Origin of the sequence: Prosthecomicrobium sp. N25 (assembly GCF_037203705.1) — a bacterium.
Classification (GTDB): Bacteria; Pseudomonadota; Alphaproteobacteria; order Rhizobiales; family Ancalomicrobiaceae; genus Prosthecodimorpha.
The window spans coordinates 89,835-109,781 of the sequence record NZ_JBBCAT010000005.1 but is presented as its reverse complement, the minus strand read 5'-3'; the positions used below and the strand labels follow the sequence as shown (position 1 = coordinate 109,781).

Sequence of the window (19,947 nt, the reverse complement as noted above, 5' to 3'; positions counted from 1 at the left end):
CATTAGCGCCGGGAATCACATCCCCCGTTCCGAGCGTATGGTTGCGTAAGCGTTGTTGAGCTCCTGCAGCCGGTCGTTGAGGAGCTGGATCGCCTCCGGCGGCAGCCCCTTGGCGAAGTGCCGGTCGGGGTGGTTCTCCGCCACGAGCCGCCGGTAGCGGCGCTTCACCTCCTCGTCGGAGGCTTCCCGGGCGAGCCCCAGGATGCCGTAGGGATCGGGCCCGCCGGAGAGCCGCACGTGCCGCCGCGCGATCCGCTCGTAGGCGGCGCGGTCGAAGCCGAAGATGTCCGCCACGCGCTCGAGATAGGCGACCTCCAGGTGATGCACGTAGGCGTCGGCGGTGGCGATGTGGAAGAGCCCGTCGAGGACGTCGGCGAGGAAGATCGGGTCCTTGTCGCCGAGTTCTGCGATGCGTGCCGCATAGGCCTCGAAGCCGGCGACGTCCCCCTTGGCGAGGTCGAACAGCCGGTGCACGTTGGCCTCCTCGCCCGGGGGGATCTCGACCACCCGCCGGAACGCCTCGACCTCGTCGAACGAGACCACACCGTCCGCCTTCGCCATCTTGGCCGAGAGCGCGATGATGGCGACCGTGAAGGCGACCGGCCGGCCGGCCGCCCCCCAGCCGCGCAGGAGCGCGGCGATGCGGTCGGCGAGGGATCCGATCCCGGTCGCCTGGCCGAGCGCGACGACCACCTCCCTGAGCGCCTCCCACATCGTCATGACGCGCCCTCCCGCCGCCTCAGAGCACCACGATGCCCTGGTGCTTGGCCTTTTCCTCGGGCTCGATGTGGATGGTCACCACCGAATCCGGCACGTCCGCCTCGATGGCGTCCTCGATGCGGTCGCAGATCTCGTGGGCGACCGCCACCGTCATGGTCCCCGGCACCACCAGATGGAAGTCGACGAAGGTCACCCGGCCGGCATGCCGCGTCCTGAGGTCGTGGGCCTCGATCGCACCCTCCCCCTGCAGCGAAACGGCCTTGCGGATCTTCTCGACGATGTCCGGCGAGGCGGCGGCGTCCATGAGCCCGCCGACCGACTCCATGACCAGCTGCCAGCCGGACCACAGGATGTTGACGGCGACGAGGGCGGCGAGCAGCGGGTCGAGCACCGACCAGCCCGTCGCGATCGCCAGGATCACGCCGGCCAGAACGCCGATCGACGAGACGACGTCCGTGAACAGGTGCTTGCCGTCCGCCACCAGCGCCGGCGACCGGTGGCGCCGCCCGTAGCCGATCAGGATCCAGCACCAGGTCGCGTTGATGACGCTCGCCAGGGCGTTGACGGCGAGTCCGCGCCAGTCCGCCTCGAGCGGCCGGGGATTGAGATAGCCGAGCCAGGCCTCCCGGAAGATCGAGACGGCCGCCAAGAGGATCAGCGCCCCCTCGAGAACCGCGGCGAAATACTCCACCTTGTGGTGGCCGTAGGGATGGTCCCGGTCCGCCGGCTTGGCGCTCAGCGACACGGCCGCGAAGGCCGCCACCGCGGCGACCACGTTGATGATGCTCTCCAGGGCGTCCGAATAGAGCGCGATGCTCCCCGTCCACCAGTAGGCGAGGAACTTCAGCCCGAGCACGGCCAGGCCGACCAGGATGCTGCCGATCGCAATCTTGCCGGTCATGGTCATGCGGCGAACCCCGAAACCCCGTCTTGAAAGGCGGGCCCGAGATCGCAGGACGCGGGCTGGAATTCAATCGCTATCTTTGCGCATGCGAACGAGTAGCGGCGGACCCGCAGCCGCCTCAGTCGCCGTCCAGCGAGTTGAACCCGACCGTCACCCCGAGAGCCTCCGGCAGCACCTCCAGTAGGCGGTTGTGGGCATCGCGAACCGCGGCGAACAACATCAAGGCCCGATGCCGGCGGGCCGGGTCCGCGGCGAGCTCGGCGAGCGGCGCCTCCAACCCGTCCGCCACCTCCCGCGCCGCCGCCGCATGCCGCAGCGCGGCTTCCGCCTCCAGATGGCCGGAAGCCAGGATCGACGCCAGCGCCTCCCCGGCCGCCAGGTTCACGGCCGTCGTGCGGTCGGCGAGGCCGGCCCGCCAGAACGCGGCCGCGCGGTGGTCCCCCGCCCCGGGCGCGTCGCCGACGACCGGCTTGATGCGGACTTCGACGAGCCCGCGGTAGAAGGTGACGAGATCCGTCAAGGACCGGACCAGGACCTCGCGCGGCCCGAGCCGGGTCGACGGATCGCCGTGTCCCCATCCCTCGGCCGTCTCGCGTGCGGTGGCGGCGACAGCGGCCGCGATCGCGGCCCCGACTGCACAGCGCCGACGGCCGGCCGGCGTGCCCTCCGCCATCCCGGCGGCCTCCGGGTCGTGCAGGATCCGTTCGAGGGCACCGAGCCCCTGCCCGGCGACGCTCGCCTGCGCGACGGTCCCCCGGTCCGGCATAGCCCGCTCGGCCCCGGCGAGGAGGCCCGCGACCGCCCGTCCGGTGGCGTTGCGGCGCTCCGGGTGGAAATTCAGCCGCTCGTGCCGAGAGGCCTCCGCCACCGGCCCGAAGCGCACGACCTCCACCGCCGCCCAGGCCTCGACCACCTCGGCGAAGCGGCGCCGGACCTCGGCCGCCCAGGCCTGCGAGGGCGCGGCGCAGAAGGCCGGCCAAGCCTCCGCCTGCAGCGCGGCGGCCCGCGCCAGGGCTTCGGTCCGGGGCACGACGAAATACTGCAACACCTCCTCGGCCGTCTCCGCCTCCCCCGCCGCCGCAGTCGCGGCCGGAAGCGCGAGCGCCACCATGAGCCCGACGCCACCGAGGAGCCGGACGAGCACCGCCCGGGACGTATTCATCGCCTCACTGGTGGCCCTGCGGGGCGCGGGGGGCGTAGGGCTCCTCCAGCGCTGCGATCGTCTCCGCGTCGAGGGTCACGTCCAGCGCCGCCAGGGCGTCGTCGAGATGCCCCATCTTGCTCGCCCCGATGATCGGGGCCGTGATCCCCGGACGGGACAGCACCCAGGCGAGCGCCAGCACGCTCGGCTTCAGCCCGAGCCGCCCCGCGACCGCGTCGAGCCGGTCCTTGACCCGGTAGTCCTGCTCGCTGCCGAAATAGCCCTGCGCCAGCGTGTCGACCTTCGCGCGCGTCGAGGCCTCCCCGTCCCGCGGCCGGTTGCCGGCCAGGAACCCGCGCGCGAGCGGCGACCACGGGATGAGGCCGATCCCCTCCTCCCGGCAGAAGGGGATGATCTCCCGCTCCTCCTCCCGGTAGGCGAGGTTGTAGAAGTTCTGCATGGAGACGAACTCGGCCCAGCCGTTCGCCCGCTGGGTCATCACCATCTTGACGAATTGCCGCGCCCACATGGACGAGGCGCCGATGTAGAGCGCCTTGCCGGCCTTGACGACGTCGTTCAGCGCTTCGAGCGTTTCCTCGATGGGCGTGCCGTAGTCGAAGCGGTGGATCTGGTAGAGGTCGACATAGTCGGTGCCGAGCCGCCGCAGGCTGGCGTCGATGCCCTCCATGATGTGCTTGCGCGACAGGCCCTTGGCGTTGGGCTTCTCGCTCATCGGCAGGCAGACCTTGGTGGCGAGCACGACCTCGTGCCGCCGGGCGAAGTCCCAGAGCGCCCGCCCGACGATCTTCTCGCTCTCGCCCGCGCTGTAGTAGTCGGCCGTGTCGAAGAAGTTGATGCCGCTCTCCAGCGCCTTGACGATGAAGGGACGGCTCTCCGGCTCGCGCAGGACCCAGTTCCACCCGCGCCAGGTCGGGTCGCCGTAGGTCATGCAGCCGAGGCACAGACGCGAGACTTCCAGGCCGGTCCGGCCGAGACGAGTGTAGAGCATGCGAACTCCTTGTCCGGCCGAAGCTTAGCCCGGACCAGGGCCGCCTGTGAACACCTGACCCGCGGGATCAGGGTTGCGTCGCTGCTCCCCCCGCCCGCCCGTCGACCGGTCCCTGCGCCGTCAGTTCGATCCCGCTGAGACGCCGGTCGAGATGGCGGGCGCGCCAGCGGAGCATCTTCTCGGCATAGGCGATGCGGGTCTGGGCGTAGTCTGGGTCGGCCGAGCGGTCGACATGCTCGGCGGGATCCCGTTCGAGATCGAAGAGGAGCGGCGGCAGCCCGGAGAAGTGGACGTACTTGAAGCGCCGGTCGCGGATCACCGCGAGGCCGCAATCGTCGAGGTCGAGGCCGAGCGCCGCCTGGGTCTTGCCGCCCGAGATGTCCCGGAAATCGTACTCCCAGTGCGCCTCGGTCCGCCACGCCGCGGGCTCCGCGCCGTCCAGGAACGGCTTCAGCGAAAGTCCGTCGAGATGGCCGGGCACCGGGCCCCCGACGAGGTCGAGGATGGTCGGCATCACGTCCACCGCCTCCGTGAAGGCCTCCACGACACGGCCGCGGGACGCGGTTGCGCGCGGGTCGCGGATGACGAGCGGGATGGCGTAGCTCTGGTCGTAGAAGCCGAGCTTGCCCCAGAGGTGATGGTCGCCGAGCATCTCGCCGTGATCGGACGTGACGATCACGATCGTCCGGTCCCACTCGCCGCGCGCCTCCAGGATGCTCCGGACCCGGCCGATCTGCGCGTCGACCTCGCTCACCATGCCCCAGTAGGTCGCGCGAATCTCGCGCGCATCGGCCTCCGAGCCGTCCGTCACCGGACCGGGCGGGCCGTAGACCTGCCGGTTCTTGCTCTGCCGGTCCTGGACGAAGCGCAGGTAGGGGTGCTTCGCGGCCTCCGCCTCCTCGCTCGATCGGGTGAAGGCGGGCCCGTCCGCCGGGTCGTACATCGAGCAATAGGGCTCCGGCACCACGAAGGGCGGGTGCGGCATGAGGAACGAGAGGTGGCAGAACCAGGGCTCCCGCTGCTCCGACACCCAGCGCTCGAACTCGCCGACCAGGAACGCCGTCTGCGTCTCCTCCACGCCGTAGCGCGGCGCCTTGCCCCGGAGCGCCGGAACGCCGTCCGCGGGCATGTAGACATGCTGCCAGTTCTCCGGCACGTCCACACCGCGCGCCTTCAGCCAGGAGAGCCAGGGTCCCGGGTATTCGGGCAGGTGGGCGCGCACCGACATGCCCGGCAGGATGCCCTCGTAGGTCTTCAGCCACGGATCGGCTGGCGAGGTCGTGCGCGGGTCGACGCCCGTGTCCGTGTAGCCGAACAGCGTCGGGTCGTAGCCGAGCGCCCGAACCGCCTGGGCGAGCGTCAAGTGGCGGGCGTCGAGCGGCGAGCCGTTGCGCACCACCCGGTTGGTCATTTGGTAGAGGCCGGTATAGAGGCACGCGCGCGCCGGGGCGCAGGGCGAGGCCTGGCCGTAGTGCCGCGCGAAGCGCACGCCCTCGGCGGCGATCCGATCCAGGTTGGGCGTTCGGACGACGGGGTGGCCCGCGGCGCCGAGGCAATCGGCCCGCCACTGGTCGGCTGTAATGAACAATACATTCAACATTTATGGATCGAGCTCCGAACTTTTCGTGTCGATTTCCAACAGGTTCCTTGAGTGGACGCTGCTACGATTCTATCGTCTCAGCAAGCCCGTCACGGGGTGTTCATGCCCGGCTGCTACCGGCTGCCGCGCCCCGTGATCGAAGGCGGCCCTGTGTCGCGCCGCGGGCAACCGCTGTGGAGGGAGACCGATCATGCTCAATCGCCGTACGCTCTTGAAGGCCAGCGCCGCCGCCGTCGCCATGCCGGCCGTGCTCCGCGCCCACGATGCACTCGCCACTTCGGGCTCCGTCAACGTCTATGCCTGGGGCGACTACTTCGACAAGAACACCATCCCGGCCGACTTCGAGAAGAAGACCGGCATCAAGGTCAACCTGTCGACGTTCGGCTCGAACGAGGAAGTCGAGAACAAGCTGCGCGCCGCCGGCGGCAAGGGCTTCGACCTGATCTTCCCGTCTGTCGACACCGGCCCGAACTACTACAAGGACAATCTCCTCCAGGAGATCGACGAGAAGAAGTTCGCCGTCTCCTCCGTGGTGCCGTCCATCTATCGCAACTCGCTCTCGCTCGGCGCGGCCTACCGCGGCAAGCGCTACCTGATCCCCTTCGACTGGGGCACCGAGGCGATCACGTACGATTCCACCAAGTTCCCGAAGAAGTCCGGCGAACTCTCCTACGGCGACCTCTGGGCCGACGGTCTCGACAAGAAGGTGGCGCTGCGCCAGAAGTCGATCTTCACCTCGATCGCGATCTACCTGGACGCGACCGGGCAGCTGAAGACCGACCGCGCCATGGACATGTACAAGTCCGAGGAGGACTCCAAGCGCGTGTTCGAGGCCTGCCTGAAGTTCGCGGTCTCCAAGAAGAAGAACTTCGGAGCCTACTGGAACAACGCCAACGAGGCGACCGCCGCCTTCACGGACGCGGGCTGCGTCATCGGCCAGACCTGGGACACCACCGGGATCCTGCTGAACCGCAAGACCGACAAGAAGTGGAAGTACGGCATGCCCAAGGAGGGCGGCCTCGCCTGGACCGACACGCTCGGCATCCCCGCGGGCGCGGCCAACGTCGAGCAGGCCTACGCCTTCATCAACTACCTCTTCTCGCCCGAGGTCGGCGCGGTCTTCGCCAACTCCACCGGCTACAACACCTGCGCGGCCGGCGCCGAGAAGTTCCTGGACGCCGACGCCAAGGCGGCCTTCGAGATGGCCTATGCGCCCGGGACGATCGACAATCTCTGGTGGTGGCCGATCCAGACTCCGTTCTTCGGCAAGCTCCGCGGCGAATACGTCGAGAAGCTCACCAACGCCTGACCACCGGGCGCCCGGGTGGCCGCCGTGCCACCCGGGCCGCCTCGGCCGATGCCGCGCCGGACGGCCCCCCGCCCGACCGCGGCGCCCGGCCGCACGACCGCACCCTGCTCCCCGAGGAACCCGCATGGCGATGCACGGCCGCGACATCCGCCTGAGGGGCGTCTCCATGCGCTTCGGGACTTTCCAGGCCGTCCATCCCACCGACCTGGAGGTCAAGGCCGGCGAGTTCTTCTCGATCCTCGGCCCCTCTGGCTGCGGTAAGACCACGCTCCTGCGGATCCTCTCCGGCTTCCTCTCGCCCACCGAGGGCCGGGTCCTGATCGGCGGCAGCGACATGACCGACCTCGGCCCCAACCAGCGGCCGACCGCGCTGATCTTCCAGAACCTCGCGCTCTTCCCGCTCATGAGCGTCGCCGACAACGTCGCCTTCGGGCTGGAGGCCCGCGGCGTCGGCCGCGCCGAGCGCCGCAGGCGGGCCGAGGAGTTGCTCGCGCTGGTCGCCCTCGACGGCTTCGCGGACCGCATGCCCGGCCAGCTCTCCGGCGGCCAGCGCCAGCGCGTCGCGGTGGCCCGCGCGCTCGCCGTCGAGCCGGCGGTGCTGCTGCTGGACGAGCCCCTCTCGGCCCTCGACCTGAAACTCCGCCAGCACATGCGCGCGGAGCTGAAGACCATCCAGCGGCGCACCGGCGTCACCTTCGTGTACATCACCCACGACCAGGGCGAGGCCCTCGCCATGTCGGACCGCGTGGCCGTGATGAACGCCGGCCGCATCGAGCAGGTCGACACCCCCGATCGCCTCTACGCCCACCCCACCACCCCCTTCGCGGCCGGCTTCGTCGGCGAGCAGAACGCCTACCGGGGGCGGGTGACCGCCGGCTCCGCCGCCGAGGTGCAGGTCGACACCGAGATCGGCCCCGTGCGCGGCACTCCGGTCGGCCGGCTGGCCCCGGGCGACCGGGCCATCGTGATGGTGCGCCCGGAACGGATCGGCTTCGCGGACGACATTGCCCCGCCGAACCGCTTCGAGGGCAGCCTGCGCCTGCGCACCATGGAGGGCCCCATGGTCCTCTACGAATTCGAGGTCGGGTCGGCCCCGATGGTGATGCAGGTGCCGAACTTCGGGCTGCGCTCCGCCATCCTGGCCTCCGTGCACGGCATCGGCTTTCGGATCGAGGACGCTCTCGTGTTTCCCGATCCCGGCGACCTGGGAGCGGCCGGGGATGCGTAACCTCGTCAAGGCCTACGGCCCCGGCATCACCGCGATCCTCTGGCTGCTCGTCGCCGTCTGGACGATCGGCTTCGTGGCGGCCCCGCAGGCCATGATGCTGGAGCAGTCGCTCTGGTCGCTGGAACGGGGCACGGTCGACCTGTCGGTCCAGATCGACCGGGACTACAACCAGCTCTCGACGCTGAAGTTCGACTACCAGCGCGAGACGGACGCGGAGAAGCGCATCGCGCTCGATGTGAAGATCCAGCGCCTGACCGCCGAGATCGCGGCGCTCGAGGCGCGCGAGAAGTCACCCGACAAGGTCTACGGCCTGCAGAACTACACCCGCATGTCGGACGTCCACGTCGCGGTCTTCCTGAAGACGATCGGCTACGCCTTCCTGGTGACCGTCCTCTCCCTGATGGTCTGCTATCCCGTGGCCTATATCGCCGCCCTGGCATCGACGGGCCTCCGCGCAACCCTCCTGCTGCTCGCGCTCGTCATTCCCTATGCGCTCAACGAACTCCTGCGCATCTACGCCTGGCTGATGATCCTCGACTACCAGGGGGTGATCAACGGCGTCCTGGAATGGTTCGGCGTCACGAACCTCGCCGAGCGGCGGTGGATCCCCTTCCTGGAGAGCCCGGTGGCGGTCTTCCTGGCGATGGTCTACGCCTACGTGCTCTTCATGGTCTTCCCGATCTACAACACGCTGGAGACGCTCGACCGCAACCAGATCGAGGCCGCCCGCGACCTCGGCGCCAGCGTGCCGCGCATCCACGCGCGGGTGATCGTGCCGCACGCCAAGCCCGGCATCGCGGTCGGCTGCATCATGACCTTCATGCTCTCCGCCGGATCCTATTCGGTGCCCCAGATCATGACCCGCGGACAGGGCGGCGACTGGTTCAGCCAGCTGATCTATCGCCAGTTCTTCGAAGCCAACAACTGGAACATCGGCGCCGCCTACGCCTTCTCGCTGCTCGTCGCCTGCATGGTCTTCGTGTTCCTCATGATGGCCCTCTTCCGCGTCCGCCTGAAGGACATCGCCCGATGACCCGCTCCGAGGGCCGCGCCAGCCGGATCGTGCTCAACCTCTACGTGGGGCTCTTCCTGGTCTACCTGTTCGCCCCCCTCGCGGTCATGTCGCTGGCCGCCTTCAACGCCTACCCGTACCCGTCCGTGACGCAGTGGAAGGGCTTCACGCTCTCCTGGTTCCCCGCGCTCTTCCATGACGAGCGCCTCATCCAGGGGCTGGTCAACTCGATCGTGATCGCGCTCGGGGTGATCGCCCTGTCGCTCCCGTTCGGATTGGCCGGCGCGCTGATCCTGCACCGCCTGCGCAGCCGGGCGGGCGGTTTCCTCTATGCCCTGATGGTTTCGCCCATCCTGGTCCCCGGCCTGATCATCGGCCTGTCGACCCTGATCTTCTGGCGCCGCTTCGACGTGCCCGGTGGCCTTCTGCTCGCCGCCTTCGCGCAGTCGAGCTTCATCGCCTCCTACTGCATGCTGATGTTCCTGGCCCGCCTCGAGCGCTTCGACCTGACCCTGGAGGAGGCGGCCCTGGATCTCGGCGCGTCCAAGGCCATGGTGATGCGCCGGATCCTCTTTCCCTTCCTGAGGCCGACCGCGGTGACGGCCGCCGCCATCGCCTTCCTGCAGTCCTTCGAGAACTACAACACCACCGTCTTCGCCATCGGCGGCGACTGGACCCTCGTCACCGAGGTCGGCTCGCGCCTCCGCTTCGGCCTGTCGCCCGTGGTGAACGTGGTCGGCGTCGTCTTCGTCGCCCTGACGGTCACCGCCGCGACCGTCTACGTCACCCTGCGGCGGCGCGAGCTGAAGCAGGCCTGACCGGGACCGGGCGGGCCGCCAGTCCTCTTCCAAAACGTGAGACACATCGCCTGGTATAAGTAGTCCATCCGGGCGCAGGGCAGAGACCAGGACCCCGCGGCGGACGATACAACCGGCGGTTCCGCAAACCTGGCGCGCTCTATTCAGAGAAATGCAGACGTTCAGATCGGGCGTCCACATGCGACACCCGAGGCAGGACACAGGTCGTTACGCAATTGACGTTTGGTCAATCTTTTTGGATTGCAATCCGGCCTCAAGTCCGGAGGCGGCCATGTCGTTGCGCTTGAAGATTCGTCACAAGATCCCCCTCGCTGTCGTGGGCTTCGCGCTCCTGGTCGGAATGGGGGTCGGCGCCGCGAGCTACTGGACGGCCTCCGCCAAGGTCAGGACCCTCACCGAGGAGCGCCTGACCGCTCTCGCGGAGGAGCGCAAGGGCCAGCTCTCCGACTATCTCGGCGCCATCGAGCAGGACCTCACCGTGCTCGCCGCCAACCCGTCCGTGTCGTCCGCCCTGGCGGATTTCGAGAAGGCCTTCAAGGCCATCCCGGGCGACGCGTCGGCCGCCCTCAAGAAGACCTACATCCACGACAACCCGAACCCGACGGGCCAGAAGCACAAGCTGGACCACGGCCCGGCCCGCGACGGCTACGACGCCGTGCATGCCCGCTACCACCCCTGGTTCCGCCAGCTCCTGGAGGCCCGCGGCTACTACGACATCTTCCTCTTCGACCGGGACGGCAACCTCGTCTACACCTGCTTCAAGGAGGAGGACTTCTCGACCAACTTCGCCTCCGGCAAGGGTGGGCCCTGGGTCGACACCGACCTCGGCCGCGCCTACCGGGCTGCGCTCGCCGGCAAGACCGGATCCGTCCACTTCTTCGACTTCAAGGCCTACGCCCCGAGCTACGACGTCCCCGCCTCCTTCATCGCCACACCGGTGGTCGTGAACGGGGAGACCGTCGGTGTCTTCGCCTTCCAGATGCCGGTCGACGCCATCAACCGCATCATGAGCGGCACGATCGGCCTCGGCGCGACCGGCGAGACCCTGATCGTCGGCTCCGACCGGCTGCTGCGCAACAACTCCCGTTTCAGCGCCGAGGACGACATTCTGAAGACCCGCGTCGACAACGCAGCCGTCGGCGCCGCCCTGGCCGGCAAGCCGGGCGTCGCGGAGACGCAGGATTACCGGACGCTCGACCTCGTCCAGGTCGCCGCGCCGATGACTTATCACGGCACCAACTGGGCCATCGTCGCGGCCCAGGGCATCGACGAGGTCGAGGCCCCGCTCGCCGGCATGCGCAACTCCATGCTCCTCGCCGCCCTCGTCCTCTTCGCGGCCGCGGCGGCCGGCGGCTACCTTGTCGCCCTATCGCTGAGCCGGCCCATCTCGGGTCTCGTCGGCTGCATGTCCGCGCTCGCCGACGGAAACCTGGACGTGGAGCTCAAGGGCGCCGACCGCCACGACGAGATCGGCGACATGACGCGCGCCGTGGTGGTGTTCCAGGAGAACGCCGTCGAGCGCCGCCGTCTCGAGGAACTCGCCCAGGGCGAGCGCCAGAAGGAGATGATGCGCCAGAGCCATCTGGAGACCATCATCGCGCGCTTCCGCAGCCTGATCGCCGGCGTCCTGACCAAGGTGGATTCCGAGACCGGGACCCTGCGCCAGAGCGCCAAGGTGGTGACCGGGGTCGCCGAGCAGGCGACCCGCCAGGCCGAGGACGCCAACCGCGCCTCCGCGGGAGCCTCCGAGAGCGTCCAGGCGGTCGCCGCCGCCACCGAGGAACTCTCCGCCTCCATCCGCGAGATCGCCGGCCAGGCGACCCGAACCAGCAGCGTCGCCGGCCGCGCCTCGGGCGTCGCCGGCCGCACGGACGCGGAGGTGAGCGCGCTCGCCGAGGCCGCCCAGCGCATCGGCGCCGTGGTGGAGATCATCCGCGCCATCGCGGACCAGACCAACCTCCTGGCCCTCAACGCGACCATCGAGGCCGCCCGCGCCGGCGAGGCCGGCCGCGGCTTCGCGATCGTCGCCCAGGAGGTGAAGACCCTCGCCGGCCAGACCGCCCAGGCCACCAACGACATCGCGGCCCAGATCCACGGGATCCAGTCCTCGACCCGCGGCACCGTCGACGCGCTGGCGGAGATCACCGCCACCATCCGCGAGATCGACCACCTGACCGCCTCGATCGCCGCCGCGGTCGAACAGCAGGACGCCGCCACCAAGGAGATCTCGAAGAGCGTCCAACGCGCGGCGGACGGCTCCACCGTGGTCGCCGAGAATGTCGGCCGGGTCTCCGGCGCGATCGCCGAGACCAACGGCGAGGCCATCCGGGTCGCCGCCATCTCGGACCGGCTGGCCGAGGTCGCGCGCGAGCTCTCGGGCGCCGTGGAGGGTTTCCTGGTCGAGGTCTCCCGCGACGTGGAGGACCGCCGGTCCACCATGCGCCGGCCCTCCTCCCAGAAGGTGACCGTGCGCGTCGGCAATGCCGACTACGAGACCCGCATTCTCGACGAGAGCGAGGCCGGCCTGCGCATCGCGCTGGTTCCCGGCCTAAAGGAGGGCACGCCGGTCTCCGTGCGCCTGCCCGACGGCGCGACCTTCGGCGCGACCGTCATCTGGACGAAGCAGACCTCGGCCGGCCTGCGCCGGACCGCCGAGCTGCGGCGCGCCGCCTGACCGGGGGACCGGACCCGGGCGGCGTGCGGTCCCTCAGCCGTCCTGTCCGCTGAGCGGCTCCGGCGCGACTTCGCCCCAGGTCTCCACGTTGGCGAAGCCTTCGAGCCCGTCGCGGTCGTCCTCGAAGGGATGCGAGACCTCGACGAAACGGTCCGGGTAGAAGCCGTTGAACCGGGTGCGCAGCGACAGGGAATAGGCGCCGATGTGCCCGATCTCGATGAAGTCGCCGGTATCGACGGTCTCCGGGAGCCAGAACGGCCGCGACAGGATGTCGACGGAATCGCAGGTCACGCCGCAGATCCGGAAATCGTCGAGCACCCCGGCCTTGCCGGCCCGCCGCCGCCGGGCCGGGTCCGGGATCAGCCGCGCCGGCAGCGTGATCCGTCCCGTCCAGGAGTCCGACAGCGACCCCCAGATCCCGTCGTTGATGTAGAGCCGCTTGCCGTCCCGGAGCATCACCCGGACGATCACCGACAGCGAGCGCGCCACAATCACCCGGCCGGGTTCCGCCACGATCGGCAGGTCCGTGAAGCCGTGCCGCTCCAGGTCGCGGCCGATCTCGCCGATGAGGCTGACCGGGTCCGGGACCGGCCGCTGGCTGCCCCGGGGATCGCGCCCGTAGGGAGCGGGAAAGCCGCCGCCCACGTCGAGCCCGACGAGCGGCACCTTCGCCTGGGCGCGCACCTGCGCGGCGGTCGCGATGGCGGACCCGTAGGTGTCCGCGTCCTCGACCTGGCTGCCGACGTGGAAGCAGATGCCGACCCGGTAGCCCTGCCGGTGCACCCGCTGCATGAGCTCGATCGCCTCCTTCGGAGCCGCGCCGAACTTCTTGGAGAGCTCGTAGGCGGCCGCGCCGCGCGTGGCGATGCGTACGAAGAGGGACACCGCCCCCGGATCCACGTCGAAGGCCTGCACCACCCGGTGGATCTTCTCGAACTCGTCCGGATGGTCGAGTGCGAGGGTGCGGATGCCGTAGCTCTCGAGCGCCAGCCGGATGTCGGACTGCGCCTTGACGGGGTGCATGTAGAGCTGCTCGGCCGCCGGCGCGACCTCCCGGGCCGCCGCGAACTCGGCCGGGGACGCCACGTCGAAGGCCGTCACGCCCGCCTTGGCGACGGTGGCGAGCACGAAGCTCTCGCCGTTCGTCTTCACCGCGTAGGCGGTCTTGCCGGGGAAGTTCTGCAGGAAGGCCCGCGTGTCCGCCGCCAGCACGCTCGGACGGAAGCAGTAGACCGGATGGTCCGGCCGAAGCGCCAGGGCTGCTTGGCGGCCGGTTTCGAAACGTTGCATGACGGGGCCTCGTCGATTCGGAGCCCGACCCTAGCGCCCGCTTACGACGCTTCAAAGGCGCGATCGCCCGCGCCGTCAGTCGTCGTGGACGTCGTCGGGCCCGTGGTCGTGTACGCCGAGGAGCACCGTCGGGTCGAAGCCCGGCGCGGCATACGACATGGCGCCACCGTGCCCGGCCGGGGCGCCCCGGCAGTACTTTCCGCTCCGGCGCTGGGCGAGGTCCAGGTGGAAATGGTCCTGGTGCTGCGCGTCGCCGTCGGGCCCGATTACCGTGTTGAAGATCGAGCAGCTCTCCGCCCCGACCCCCTGCAGGAAGGCCTGGGCGGGCGAGCCGTTGGCGCGATAGCCCTTCAGCACGCTCGCCTCGCTCCCGTCCGCGAACACGAAGCTGCCGACGTCGAGGGCGTTCATGTAGGCGTGCTCGGACATGGAGCCATAGGCCCGGCCGTTGATCCGCCGGCAGCCATAGGACGCCAGCACCTTGATCTCGGTCACGGGCTGGCCGACGGTCGCCATCGCCTGCGGCTGGACCACCTGCTGTATCCAGGTGTCGAGCGCGGCCGTCATCGGGCAGTTGAGGCTGGCGGTGGGCCGCACCCCGACGGCGCCGTCGCCGAACGCCGAAACGCGGAACGGGCGGTCGGCCCCGCAGGCGCCGGGACCGTCGTATTCGGTCATGGCCTGGACATAGGCGGTGACCCGCACCTGGCCCGAGGCCAGGCATCGGCTTTCCGCCTCCGACCGCCACGCCTCGCGCTGCGGCCCGAACCAGGATCCGAAGAAGCCGCTGCAGCCCGTGACGACGAGCGCCGTGGCGAGGAGCGACACGATACGGAGAGCTCTCTTCGACATGCGGGCCACGATGCGCCCGATCCGGAAACGACTCGTTAACGCCGATCGCAATCCGTCGTTGTCGCGGGCGGGCTTGGAGAGCCTGCCGGAACGGCGGTCCCGGACCCGGCCGGATGCCGTCGCGGTTGCCCGCCGGGCCCGCCGGGGCTAGACCGGAGGCGCCGGTTTTCCGAGGAGTCCCATGCAAGGCAAGGCCCGCTACATCTTCCCGGCCTCGATGGCCTTCTTCATGTCCTTCTTCATGTCGGGCGTGATCACCGCCTTCAACCTCGGCGTCGACGCCGCCTTCCCGCTCCACTGGATGCAGGCCTGGGCCCTCGCCTTCCCGCTGGCCACCCTAGCGGCCTTCGTCTCCGCGCCGATCGCCGGCCGCATCACCCGCTACATCGTCGCCCGCCTCGAGCGCCCCGCAGCATGACCCCGCCATGAGAGACGCCATGGACCGCCGCTTTCCGCCTCCCGTCTCCGCCCTCGCGCTGGCCGCCGACATCGAGGCCGGGCGCCTGACCCCGCGCGCCGCCGTCGAGCGCTCGATCGAGGCGATCGAGGCTCACGACGGGCTCCTCCAGGCCTTCGCCGAAACCGACTTCGACGCGGCCCGCCGGGCGGCCGACACCGCCGCCGGACCGCTCGCCGGGCTCTGCCTCGGGGTGAAGGACATCATCGACGCGGCCGGCCTGCCGACCGGGATGGGCAGCCCGGTCTATGCCGGCCACCGCCCGCCCGCCGACGCCCCCGTGGTCGCCCTGTCGCGCCGGGCCGGCGCGATCGTGGTCGGCAAGACCGTCACGACCGAGTTCGCCTACCTGCACCCGGGTCCGACCCGCAACCCCGTGCGGCCCGACCACACGCCCGGCGGCTCGTCGTCCGGATCGGCCGCGGCGGTCGGCGCCGGGCTGGTCCCGCTCGCCCTCGGCACCCAGACGGGCGGGTCCGTGATCCGCCCGGCCGCCTTCTGCGGGATCGCCGGCTACAAGCCCTCGTTCCGCCTGATCCCGACCATCGGCATCAAGGCCTTCTCCTGGTCGCTCGACACGGTCGGGCTGTTCGGCGCCGGGGTGGTCGACGTGGCCTTCTACGCCGCCCACCTGACCGGCCGCGATCTCCGGGTCGACGGCGCCGCGCCCGGAGCACCGCGCTTCGGCATCGCCCGCAGCCATCTCTGGCACGAGGCCTCCGGCGCCATGCGCGACGCCGTCGAGGCAGCCGGGCGCAGGGCCGCGAAGGCCGGAGCCAGGGTGGTGGACGTCGACCTTCCGGGCATCTTCGCGGACGCCTTCGCGGCCCACCAGACGATCCAGGATTTCCAGGCCGCCCAGGCCCTCGCCTGGGAGCACGACCACCACGCCGCCCGCCTCTCCCCCATCCTGAGGGAGACGCTCGACCTCGGACGCGCCCTGCGCCCGGAGGACTACGACCGCGCCCGCCGCACCGCCCGGCAGGCCCGCCTGGCGCTCCGCGACCTCTTCTCCGACGTCGACGTGCTGCTCACGCCCTCCGCTCCCGGCGCCGCCCCCGAGGGCCTCGGGTCCACCGGCACGTCCATCTTCAACCGGGTCTGGACCCTGATGGGCACGCCGGCCGTCAACGTGCCCGGCCTCGCGAGCCCGGACCGTCTGCCGCTCGGGGTTCAGGTCGTGGCGCCCTTCGGCCGCGACAGGGCCTGCCTGGAGGCCGCACGCTTCCTGGAGGCGGCGCTCGGGGCCTGAGGATTTCTCCTTGACGCAAAGGTATGCTGGGAGCCTCATGGCAGAAAGAACAACGGGTCCGGCCCCGTCCGGGGGTTTTTCGCCGCTACGATCGGCGTAAGCTCTCCCGGCGACGAGGACGGCACGGTCGCGGCGGGGGATCCCACTACGGGATTTCGTCTGGTCTGGTTCGTGGCACGGCTCTACAAGGGTCGGGCGTCGACACGGAGGTGGGTGTGGCGGTTGTCCTGATCACCGGGGCGAACCGGGGAATCGGCTTGGCGCTCGTCAGGAGCCTCGCCATGCGGGGCGACCGCATTCTGGCGACCTGCCGCAATCCCGGCGACGCGGAGGAGCTGCGCGCGCTCGCCGCGAGCCCCGGCCTCGACATCCGGGTCGCGCGCATGGACGTCTCGAGCCCCGCCTCGATCGCCGAGTCGCGCGCGGAGATCGGCGACGGCGCCATCGACGTCCTCGTCAACAATGCCGGCGTCATGGGTCCGCGCCGGCAATCGACGCTGGACATGGACTTCGAGGGCTGGATCCGCGCCTTCGAGATCAACACCATCTCGCCTCTGCGCGTCGTACAGACCTTCCTGCCCAACCTGCGCAAGGCGCCCGCGGCCCGGATTCTGACGGTGTCGAGCCGGATGGGATCGCTCGCCTACAACCGCTCCGACCGCATGGCCTACCGCTCCTCCAAGGCGGCGGTGAACAAGGTCATGCAGGGGCTCGCCACCGACCTCCGCGGCGAGGGCATCGCCGTCTCGGTCGTCCATCCCGGCTGGGTCGCGACCGACATGGGAGGCAACAGCGCCGACCTCTCCCCCGATGTCAGCGCCGCGGGAATCGTGCGCGTGATCGACAAGATGCGAGCGCTCGACAGTCCCCGCTTCTACAACTACGACGGCTCCGAACTGCCCTGGTGATGCCGCTCCGGCTGAAATTCCATGCTGCGCCGCACACATCACGAAGTTTAACGTCTCTGTTACAGTTGCCGCCGGGCGGCGACCTCGTTGACCTTGCGTCCGGGCCACCTTCACCGCGATGCACAATCTTTTCAGCCTTTTTGCAGGGCGCACTCCGTCGTAGATTCGCCGCACTGGACCCCTGTCTGCGGAGGCTATTCGATGAGCATGACCCGTGGGATGGAGTTCTTCATGGTCTGCGCCGCCTTCGTGTTCGTCGGCGCCGTCCTCGTCGGCGCCCTGTGAGGGAGCGTCGGAGAGCCGGGGCCGCGGAGGGCGGCGAACCGGCCGGAATCACACCGACACCGGAGAACCGGTGCTGAGCTGGATGGATGTTCCCGAAATTCGATGCGGCCGGTCCCTCTCTCGGGATCGGCTTTTTTCTTGGCCTGTGCCGGCCTGCCTTCGTTGGACCGCCGCAAACGGCTCACGAAGAGTTCAATTGTTCTGATTCTATGAACAAGTACGGTTGGCCGCGACCGGGCCGCCGCGCTGCCGGCCCCGACACCATCCAGGACCGTCTGACCTGACCCCAAGTCTTGATGCGCAGGACCGCTTCGTCTTGCACGCCGCAGACGCGTCCCGTCCCCCGTCCCCGAACCGGATGAGCCCCATGTTCACCCTCTACACCTGGACCACCCCGAACGGCCGCAAGGTCTCCATCGCGCTCGAGGAGATGGAACTCGCCTACGAGACGAAGGCGATCAACATCGGCAAGGGCGAGCAGTTCGATCCGGGCTTCCTGAAGATCGCACCCAACAACCGCATTCCGGCGATCGTCGACCACGACGCCGAGGGCGGCCCCCTCGCGCTCTTCGAGTCCGGCGCCATCCTGATCTACCTCGCCGAGAAGACCGGCCGTTTCCTCCCCGCTTCGGGCGCCGCGCGCTACCACGTGCTGCAGTGGCTGAACTGGCAGATGGGCGGTGTCGGCCCGATGTTCGGCCAGGCCAATCATTTCGTGAAATTCGCGCCGGAGAAGATCCCCTACGGCATGACCCGCTATCTCAAGGAGACGATCCGCCTCCTCGGGGTCGCCGACAGGCAGCTGGCCGACAACGCCCACCTCGCCGGCGCCGAGTACTCGATCGCCGACATGATCACCTACCCCTGGTTCGTCAGCGCCTACACGGGCCTCGGCCCCCAACTGGCCGCCGAGGGCCTGCCCGAGTTCGCCAACGTCAAGCGCTGGATGGACGCGGTTGCGGCCCGTCCGGCGGTCCAGCGCGGCATGGCTGTCCCCAAGGTCTGAGCGGGCTCACGCCGGCTCGGGCACGCGCCCCGAGCCGGCGGCGTCAGCGCTGGAATGACGCAAAGGAATCTAAATCATAAAGGGCAATGACCCGGATAATGCTCCATCAAGATTTGTGACATTCGTAATTTTGCAGGTCAAGACTCCAGGAATTCCGAGATTAATTCGTATTAATGCCTTGCGTGCCACTGCTTTTACTGAAAGGTGAGGAGTCACGGGCAAGGTGGGATCGAAACGACGCGACGGGATCCCACGCGATGAGCAGCCCCCTCTACACAAAGATCCGCGATTTCGCCTCCGGTCCGCTGGCCCGCCTCGCCGGCGATCGCCGCGGCAGCATCGCTCCCATGGCCGCCATACTCGGCGTCGTCCTGTTCGGCGCGGTCGGCGGTGCGATCGACGTGTCGCTCATGCTGAAGGACCGGACCAAGCTCCAGGACCTCGTCGACTCGGCGGCCATCATCGGCGCGCGTGACACCACCGAGAACTGGAAGCAAGCGGCCGAGAACGCCTTCGACGCGCGCGCGGCGCCCTTCGGGCTCACCGTGAGCCAGCGGACCTTCGCCAAGGCGAACGGGAAGCTGACCGCAGACGCCAAGGCGACCATCTCGACCCGCTTCCTGCCCCTCTTCTCCCTGTCCACCTTCGAATTCGTGGCGCACAGCGAGGTCTCCATTCCGGGACCGCCCGCCGCCTGCATCTACGTGGTCGGCACCAATGACGCCGAGACTCTCCGGTTCAACGGCGGCGCCGACGTGAGCCTCGACTGCGAGATCCACGTCAAGACGACCAAGACCAACTCGGCCGTGTTCAACAACGGCATCAAGCTCACCACGCCGCGGGTCTGCGTGGAAGGCAGCAAGGTCCTGGACAACAACGTCCCCAAGCTGTCCTTCGTGAAGACGAGTTGCACGACTTCGCCGGACCCCTATGCGGGCAAGCTGCCGCCCGACCCGGCCAGCCTGACCTGCAAGTACAACGGATCAGCCAAGTCCGGCACGACCATCACAATGTCGCCCGGCGTCTACTGCGGCGACACGAACTTCAACGGCTCTCCGGCGGTCAAGCTCGAGCCCGGCCTCTATATCTTCAAGGGCGGGAAGTGGAACGTCAATCAGGGATCCATCACCGGAACCGACGTCACCTTCTACTTCGCCGACGCGAGCTCGAACCTCCATTTCAACTCGAGCGTGACCGCCAACCTGAAGGCGCCGACCACCGGCGCCTACGCCAACTTCCTCTTCTACGAGAAGACGGGCCTTTCGAAGAGCCAGTGGACCTTCGACGCCGGCAAGCACAAGCTGGAAGGCATCATCTACCTGCCGAGTCGCGACCTGACCTACAATTCGGGATCGAAGGAATCCGCCGACAGCGTGAGCATGGTCGTCTACTCGCTGCAGCTGAACGGCACCAAGTGGGACATGGCCGGCTACGGAACAAGCGGGACATCCACCATCACCGTGCCTTACGTCAGCAAGTGAC

At 69.2% G+C, this 19,947-nt stretch carries 17 protein-coding genes; 10 read left to right on the top strand and 7 right to left on the bottom strand.

The features are described from left to right. Nucleotides 1-15: 15 nt before the first annotated feature. The 5 genes from WBG79_RS24975 to WBG79_RS24955 all read right to left on the bottom strand — a co-directional run bounded on the left by WBG79_RS24975 (nt 16) and on the right by WBG79_RS24955 (nt 5,374). On the bottom strand, nt 16-720 hold the full coding sequence (locus WBG79_RS24975; RefSeq protein WP_337359959.1) for a DnaJ family molecular chaperone: 705 nt from the start codon (nt 718-720) through the stop codon (nt 16-18). Between the two features lie 19 nt (nt 721-739). After that, a complete protein-coding gene (locus WBG79_RS24970) occupies nt 740-1,627 on the bottom strand; it encodes a cation diffusion facilitator family transporter (protein ID WP_337359958.1) in 888 nt (295 codons plus the stop codon). A 115-nt stretch (nt 1,628-1,742) separates the two neighbouring features. Continuing rightward, nucleotides 1,743-2,786: an imelysin family protein gene (locus WBG79_RS24965; RefSeq protein ID WP_337359957.1), complete on the bottom strand. Its 1,044-nt coding sequence runs from the start codon at nt 2,784-2,786 to the stop codon at nt 1,743-1,745. 4 nt (nt 2,787-2,790) lie between these two features. Next, nucleotides 2,791-3,774, bottom strand: coding sequence for an aldo/keto reductase (locus WBG79_RS24960; RefSeq protein ID WP_337359956.1), 984 nt, complete (start codon nt 3,772-3,774; stop codon nt 2,791-2,793). Between the two features lie 67 nt (nt 3,775-3,841). Beyond that, a complete protein-coding gene (locus tag WBG79_RS24955; protein WP_337359955.1) occupies nt 3,842-5,374 on the bottom strand; it encodes an alkaline phosphatase family protein in 1,533 nt (510 codons plus the stop codon). A 190-nt stretch (nt 5,375-5,564) separates the two neighbouring features. On the opposite strand from WBG79_RS24955, the gene WBG79_RS24950 reads away from it, so the two are divergent. The 5 genes from WBG79_RS24950 to WBG79_RS24930 all read left to right on the top strand — a co-directional run bounded on the left by WBG79_RS24950 (nt 5,565) and on the right by WBG79_RS24930 (nt 12,415). Next, a complete protein-coding gene (locus WBG79_RS24950; protein WP_337359954.1) occupies nt 5,565-6,683 on the top strand; it encodes an extracellular solute-binding protein in 1,119 nt (372 codons plus the stop codon). 130 nt (nt 6,684-6,813) lie between these two features. Beyond that, the gene (locus tag WBG79_RS24945; RefSeq protein ID WP_337360103.1) at nt 6,814-7,911 is read left to right on the top strand and encodes an ABC transporter ATP-binding protein; all 1,098 of its coding nucleotides are present in this window, start codon (nt 6,814-6,816) and stop codon (nt 7,909-7,911) included. Further along, entirely contained in the window at nt 7,904-8,944 is a 1,041-nt protein-coding gene (locus tag WBG79_RS24940; protein WP_337359953.1) for an ABC transporter permease, read from the top strand. Before WBG79_RS24945 ends, WBG79_RS24940 begins: the two co-directional genes overlap by 8 nt. Continuing rightward, entirely contained in the window at nt 8,941-9,741 is an 801-nt protein-coding gene (locus WBG79_RS24935; RefSeq protein ID WP_337359952.1) for an ABC transporter permease, read from the top strand. The genes WBG79_RS24940 and WBG79_RS24935 overlap by 4 nt, the downstream gene beginning before the upstream one ends. 271 nt (nt 9,742-10,012) lie before the next feature. Beyond that, nucleotides 10,013-12,415, top strand: coding sequence for a methyl-accepting chemotaxis protein (locus WBG79_RS24930; RefSeq protein WP_337359951.1), 2,403 nt, complete (start codon nt 10,013-10,015; stop codon nt 12,413-12,415). Between the two features lie 33 nt (nt 12,416-12,448). Here WBG79_RS24930 and WBG79_RS24925 read toward each other — a convergent pair whose 3' ends face one another. Beyond that, nucleotides 12,449-13,705, bottom strand: coding sequence for an alanine racemase (locus WBG79_RS24925; RefSeq protein ID WP_337359950.1), 1,257 nt, complete (start codon nt 13,703-13,705; stop codon nt 12,449-12,451). Between the two features lie 75 nt (nt 13,706-13,780). Next, nucleotides 13,781-14,557: an extensin-like domain-containing protein gene (locus tag WBG79_RS24920; protein ID WP_337359949.1), complete on the bottom strand. Its 777-nt coding sequence runs from the start codon at nt 14,555-14,557 to the stop codon at nt 13,781-13,783. 181 nt (nt 14,558-14,738) lie between these two features. Here WBG79_RS24920 and WBG79_RS24915 point away from each other — a divergent pair, with 181 nt between their 5' ends. The 5 genes from WBG79_RS24915 (at nt 14,739) to WBG79_RS24895 (ending at nt 19,946) form a co-directional block, all read left to right on the top strand. Then, nucleotides 14,739-14,975: a DUF2798 domain-containing protein gene (locus WBG79_RS24915; protein ID WP_337359948.1), complete on the top strand. Its 237-nt coding sequence runs from the start codon at nt 14,739-14,741 to the stop codon at nt 14,973-14,975. A gap of 19 nt (nt 14,976-14,994) precedes the next feature. Further along, nucleotides 14,995-16,266: an amidase gene (locus WBG79_RS24910; protein WP_337359947.1), complete on the top strand. Its 1,272-nt coding sequence runs from the start codon at nt 14,995-14,997 to the stop codon at nt 16,264-16,266. A gap of 215 nt (nt 16,267-16,481) precedes the next feature. Continuing rightward, on the top strand, nt 16,482-17,174 hold the full coding sequence (locus WBG79_RS24905) for an SDR family oxidoreductase (protein WP_337359946.1): 693 nt from the start codon (nt 16,482-16,484) through the stop codon (nt 17,172-17,174). Between the two features lie 652 nt (nt 17,175-17,826). Continuing rightward, nucleotides 17,827-18,465, top strand: a complete 639-nt coding sequence (locus WBG79_RS24900) for a glutathione S-transferase N-terminal domain-containing protein (RefSeq protein WP_337359945.1) — start codon at nt 17,827-17,829, stop codon at nt 18,463-18,465. 257 nt (nt 18,466-18,722) lie between these two features. Next, nucleotides 18,723-19,946: a TadE/TadG family type IV pilus assembly protein gene (locus WBG79_RS24895; RefSeq protein ID WP_337359944.1), complete on the top strand. Its 1,224-nt coding sequence runs from the start codon at nt 18,723-18,725 to the stop codon at nt 19,944-19,946. Nucleotide 19,947: the final 1 nt, after the last annotated feature.

Bases quoted from the DNA above. Each gene is read 5' to 3' on its own strand.
- WBG79_RS24975 (WP_337359959.1), bottom strand. From the start codon at position 720: ATGACGATGTGGGAGGCGCTCAGGGAGGTGGTCGTCGCGCTCGGCCAG.
- WBG79_RS24970 (WP_337359958.1), bottom strand. From the start codon at position 1,627: ATGACCATGACCGGCAAGATTGCGATCGGCAGCATCCTGGTCGGCCTG.
- WBG79_RS24965 (WP_337359957.1), bottom strand. From the start codon at position 2,786: ATGAATACGTCCCGGGCGGTGCTCGTCCGGCTCCTCGGTGGCGTCGGG.
- WBG79_RS24960 (WP_337359956.1), bottom strand. From the start codon at position 3,774: ATGCTCTACACTCGTCTCGGCCGGACCGGCCTGGAAGTCTCGCGTCTG.
- WBG79_RS24955 (WP_337359955.1), bottom strand. From the start codon at position 5,374: ATGTTGAATGTATTGTTCATTACAGCCGACCAGTGGCGGGCCGATTGC.
- WBG79_RS24950 (WP_337359954.1), top strand. From the start codon at position 5,565: ATGCTCAATCGCCGTACGCTCTTGAAGGCCAGCGCCGCCGCCGTCGCC.
- WBG79_RS24945 (WP_337360103.1), top strand. From the start codon at position 6,814: ATGCACGGCCGCGACATCCGCCTGAGGGGCGTCTCCATGCGCTTCGGG.
- WBG79_RS24940 (WP_337359953.1), top strand. From the start codon at position 7,904: ATGCGTAACCTCGTCAAGGCCTACGGCCCCGGCATCACCGCGATCCTC.
- WBG79_RS24935 (WP_337359952.1), top strand. From the start codon at position 8,941: ATGACCCGCTCCGAGGGCCGCGCCAGCCGGATCGTGCTCAACCTCTAC.
- WBG79_RS24930 (WP_337359951.1), top strand. From the start codon at position 10,013: ATGTCGTTGCGCTTGAAGATTCGTCACAAGATCCCCCTCGCTGTCGTG.
- WBG79_RS24925 (WP_337359950.1), bottom strand. From the start codon at position 13,705: ATGCAACGTTTCGAAACCGGCCGCCAAGCAGCCCTGGCGCTTCGGCCG.
- WBG79_RS24920 (WP_337359949.1), bottom strand. From the start codon at position 14,557: ATGTCGAAGAGAGCTCTCCGTATCGTGTCGCTCCTCGCCACGGCGCTC.
- WBG79_RS24915 (WP_337359948.1), top strand. From the start codon at position 14,739: ATGCAAGGCAAGGCCCGCTACATCTTCCCGGCCTCGATGGCCTTCTTC.
- WBG79_RS24910 (WP_337359947.1), top strand. From the start codon at position 14,995: ATGGACCGCCGCTTTCCGCCTCCCGTCTCCGCCCTCGCGCTGGCCGCC.
- WBG79_RS24900 (WP_337359945.1), top strand. From the start codon at position 17,827: ATGTTCACCCTCTACACCTGGACCACCCCGAACGGCCGCAAGGTCTCC.
- WBG79_RS24895 (WP_337359944.1), top strand. From the start codon at position 18,723: ATGAGCAGCCCCCTCTACACAAAGATCCGCGATTTCGCCTCCGGTCCG.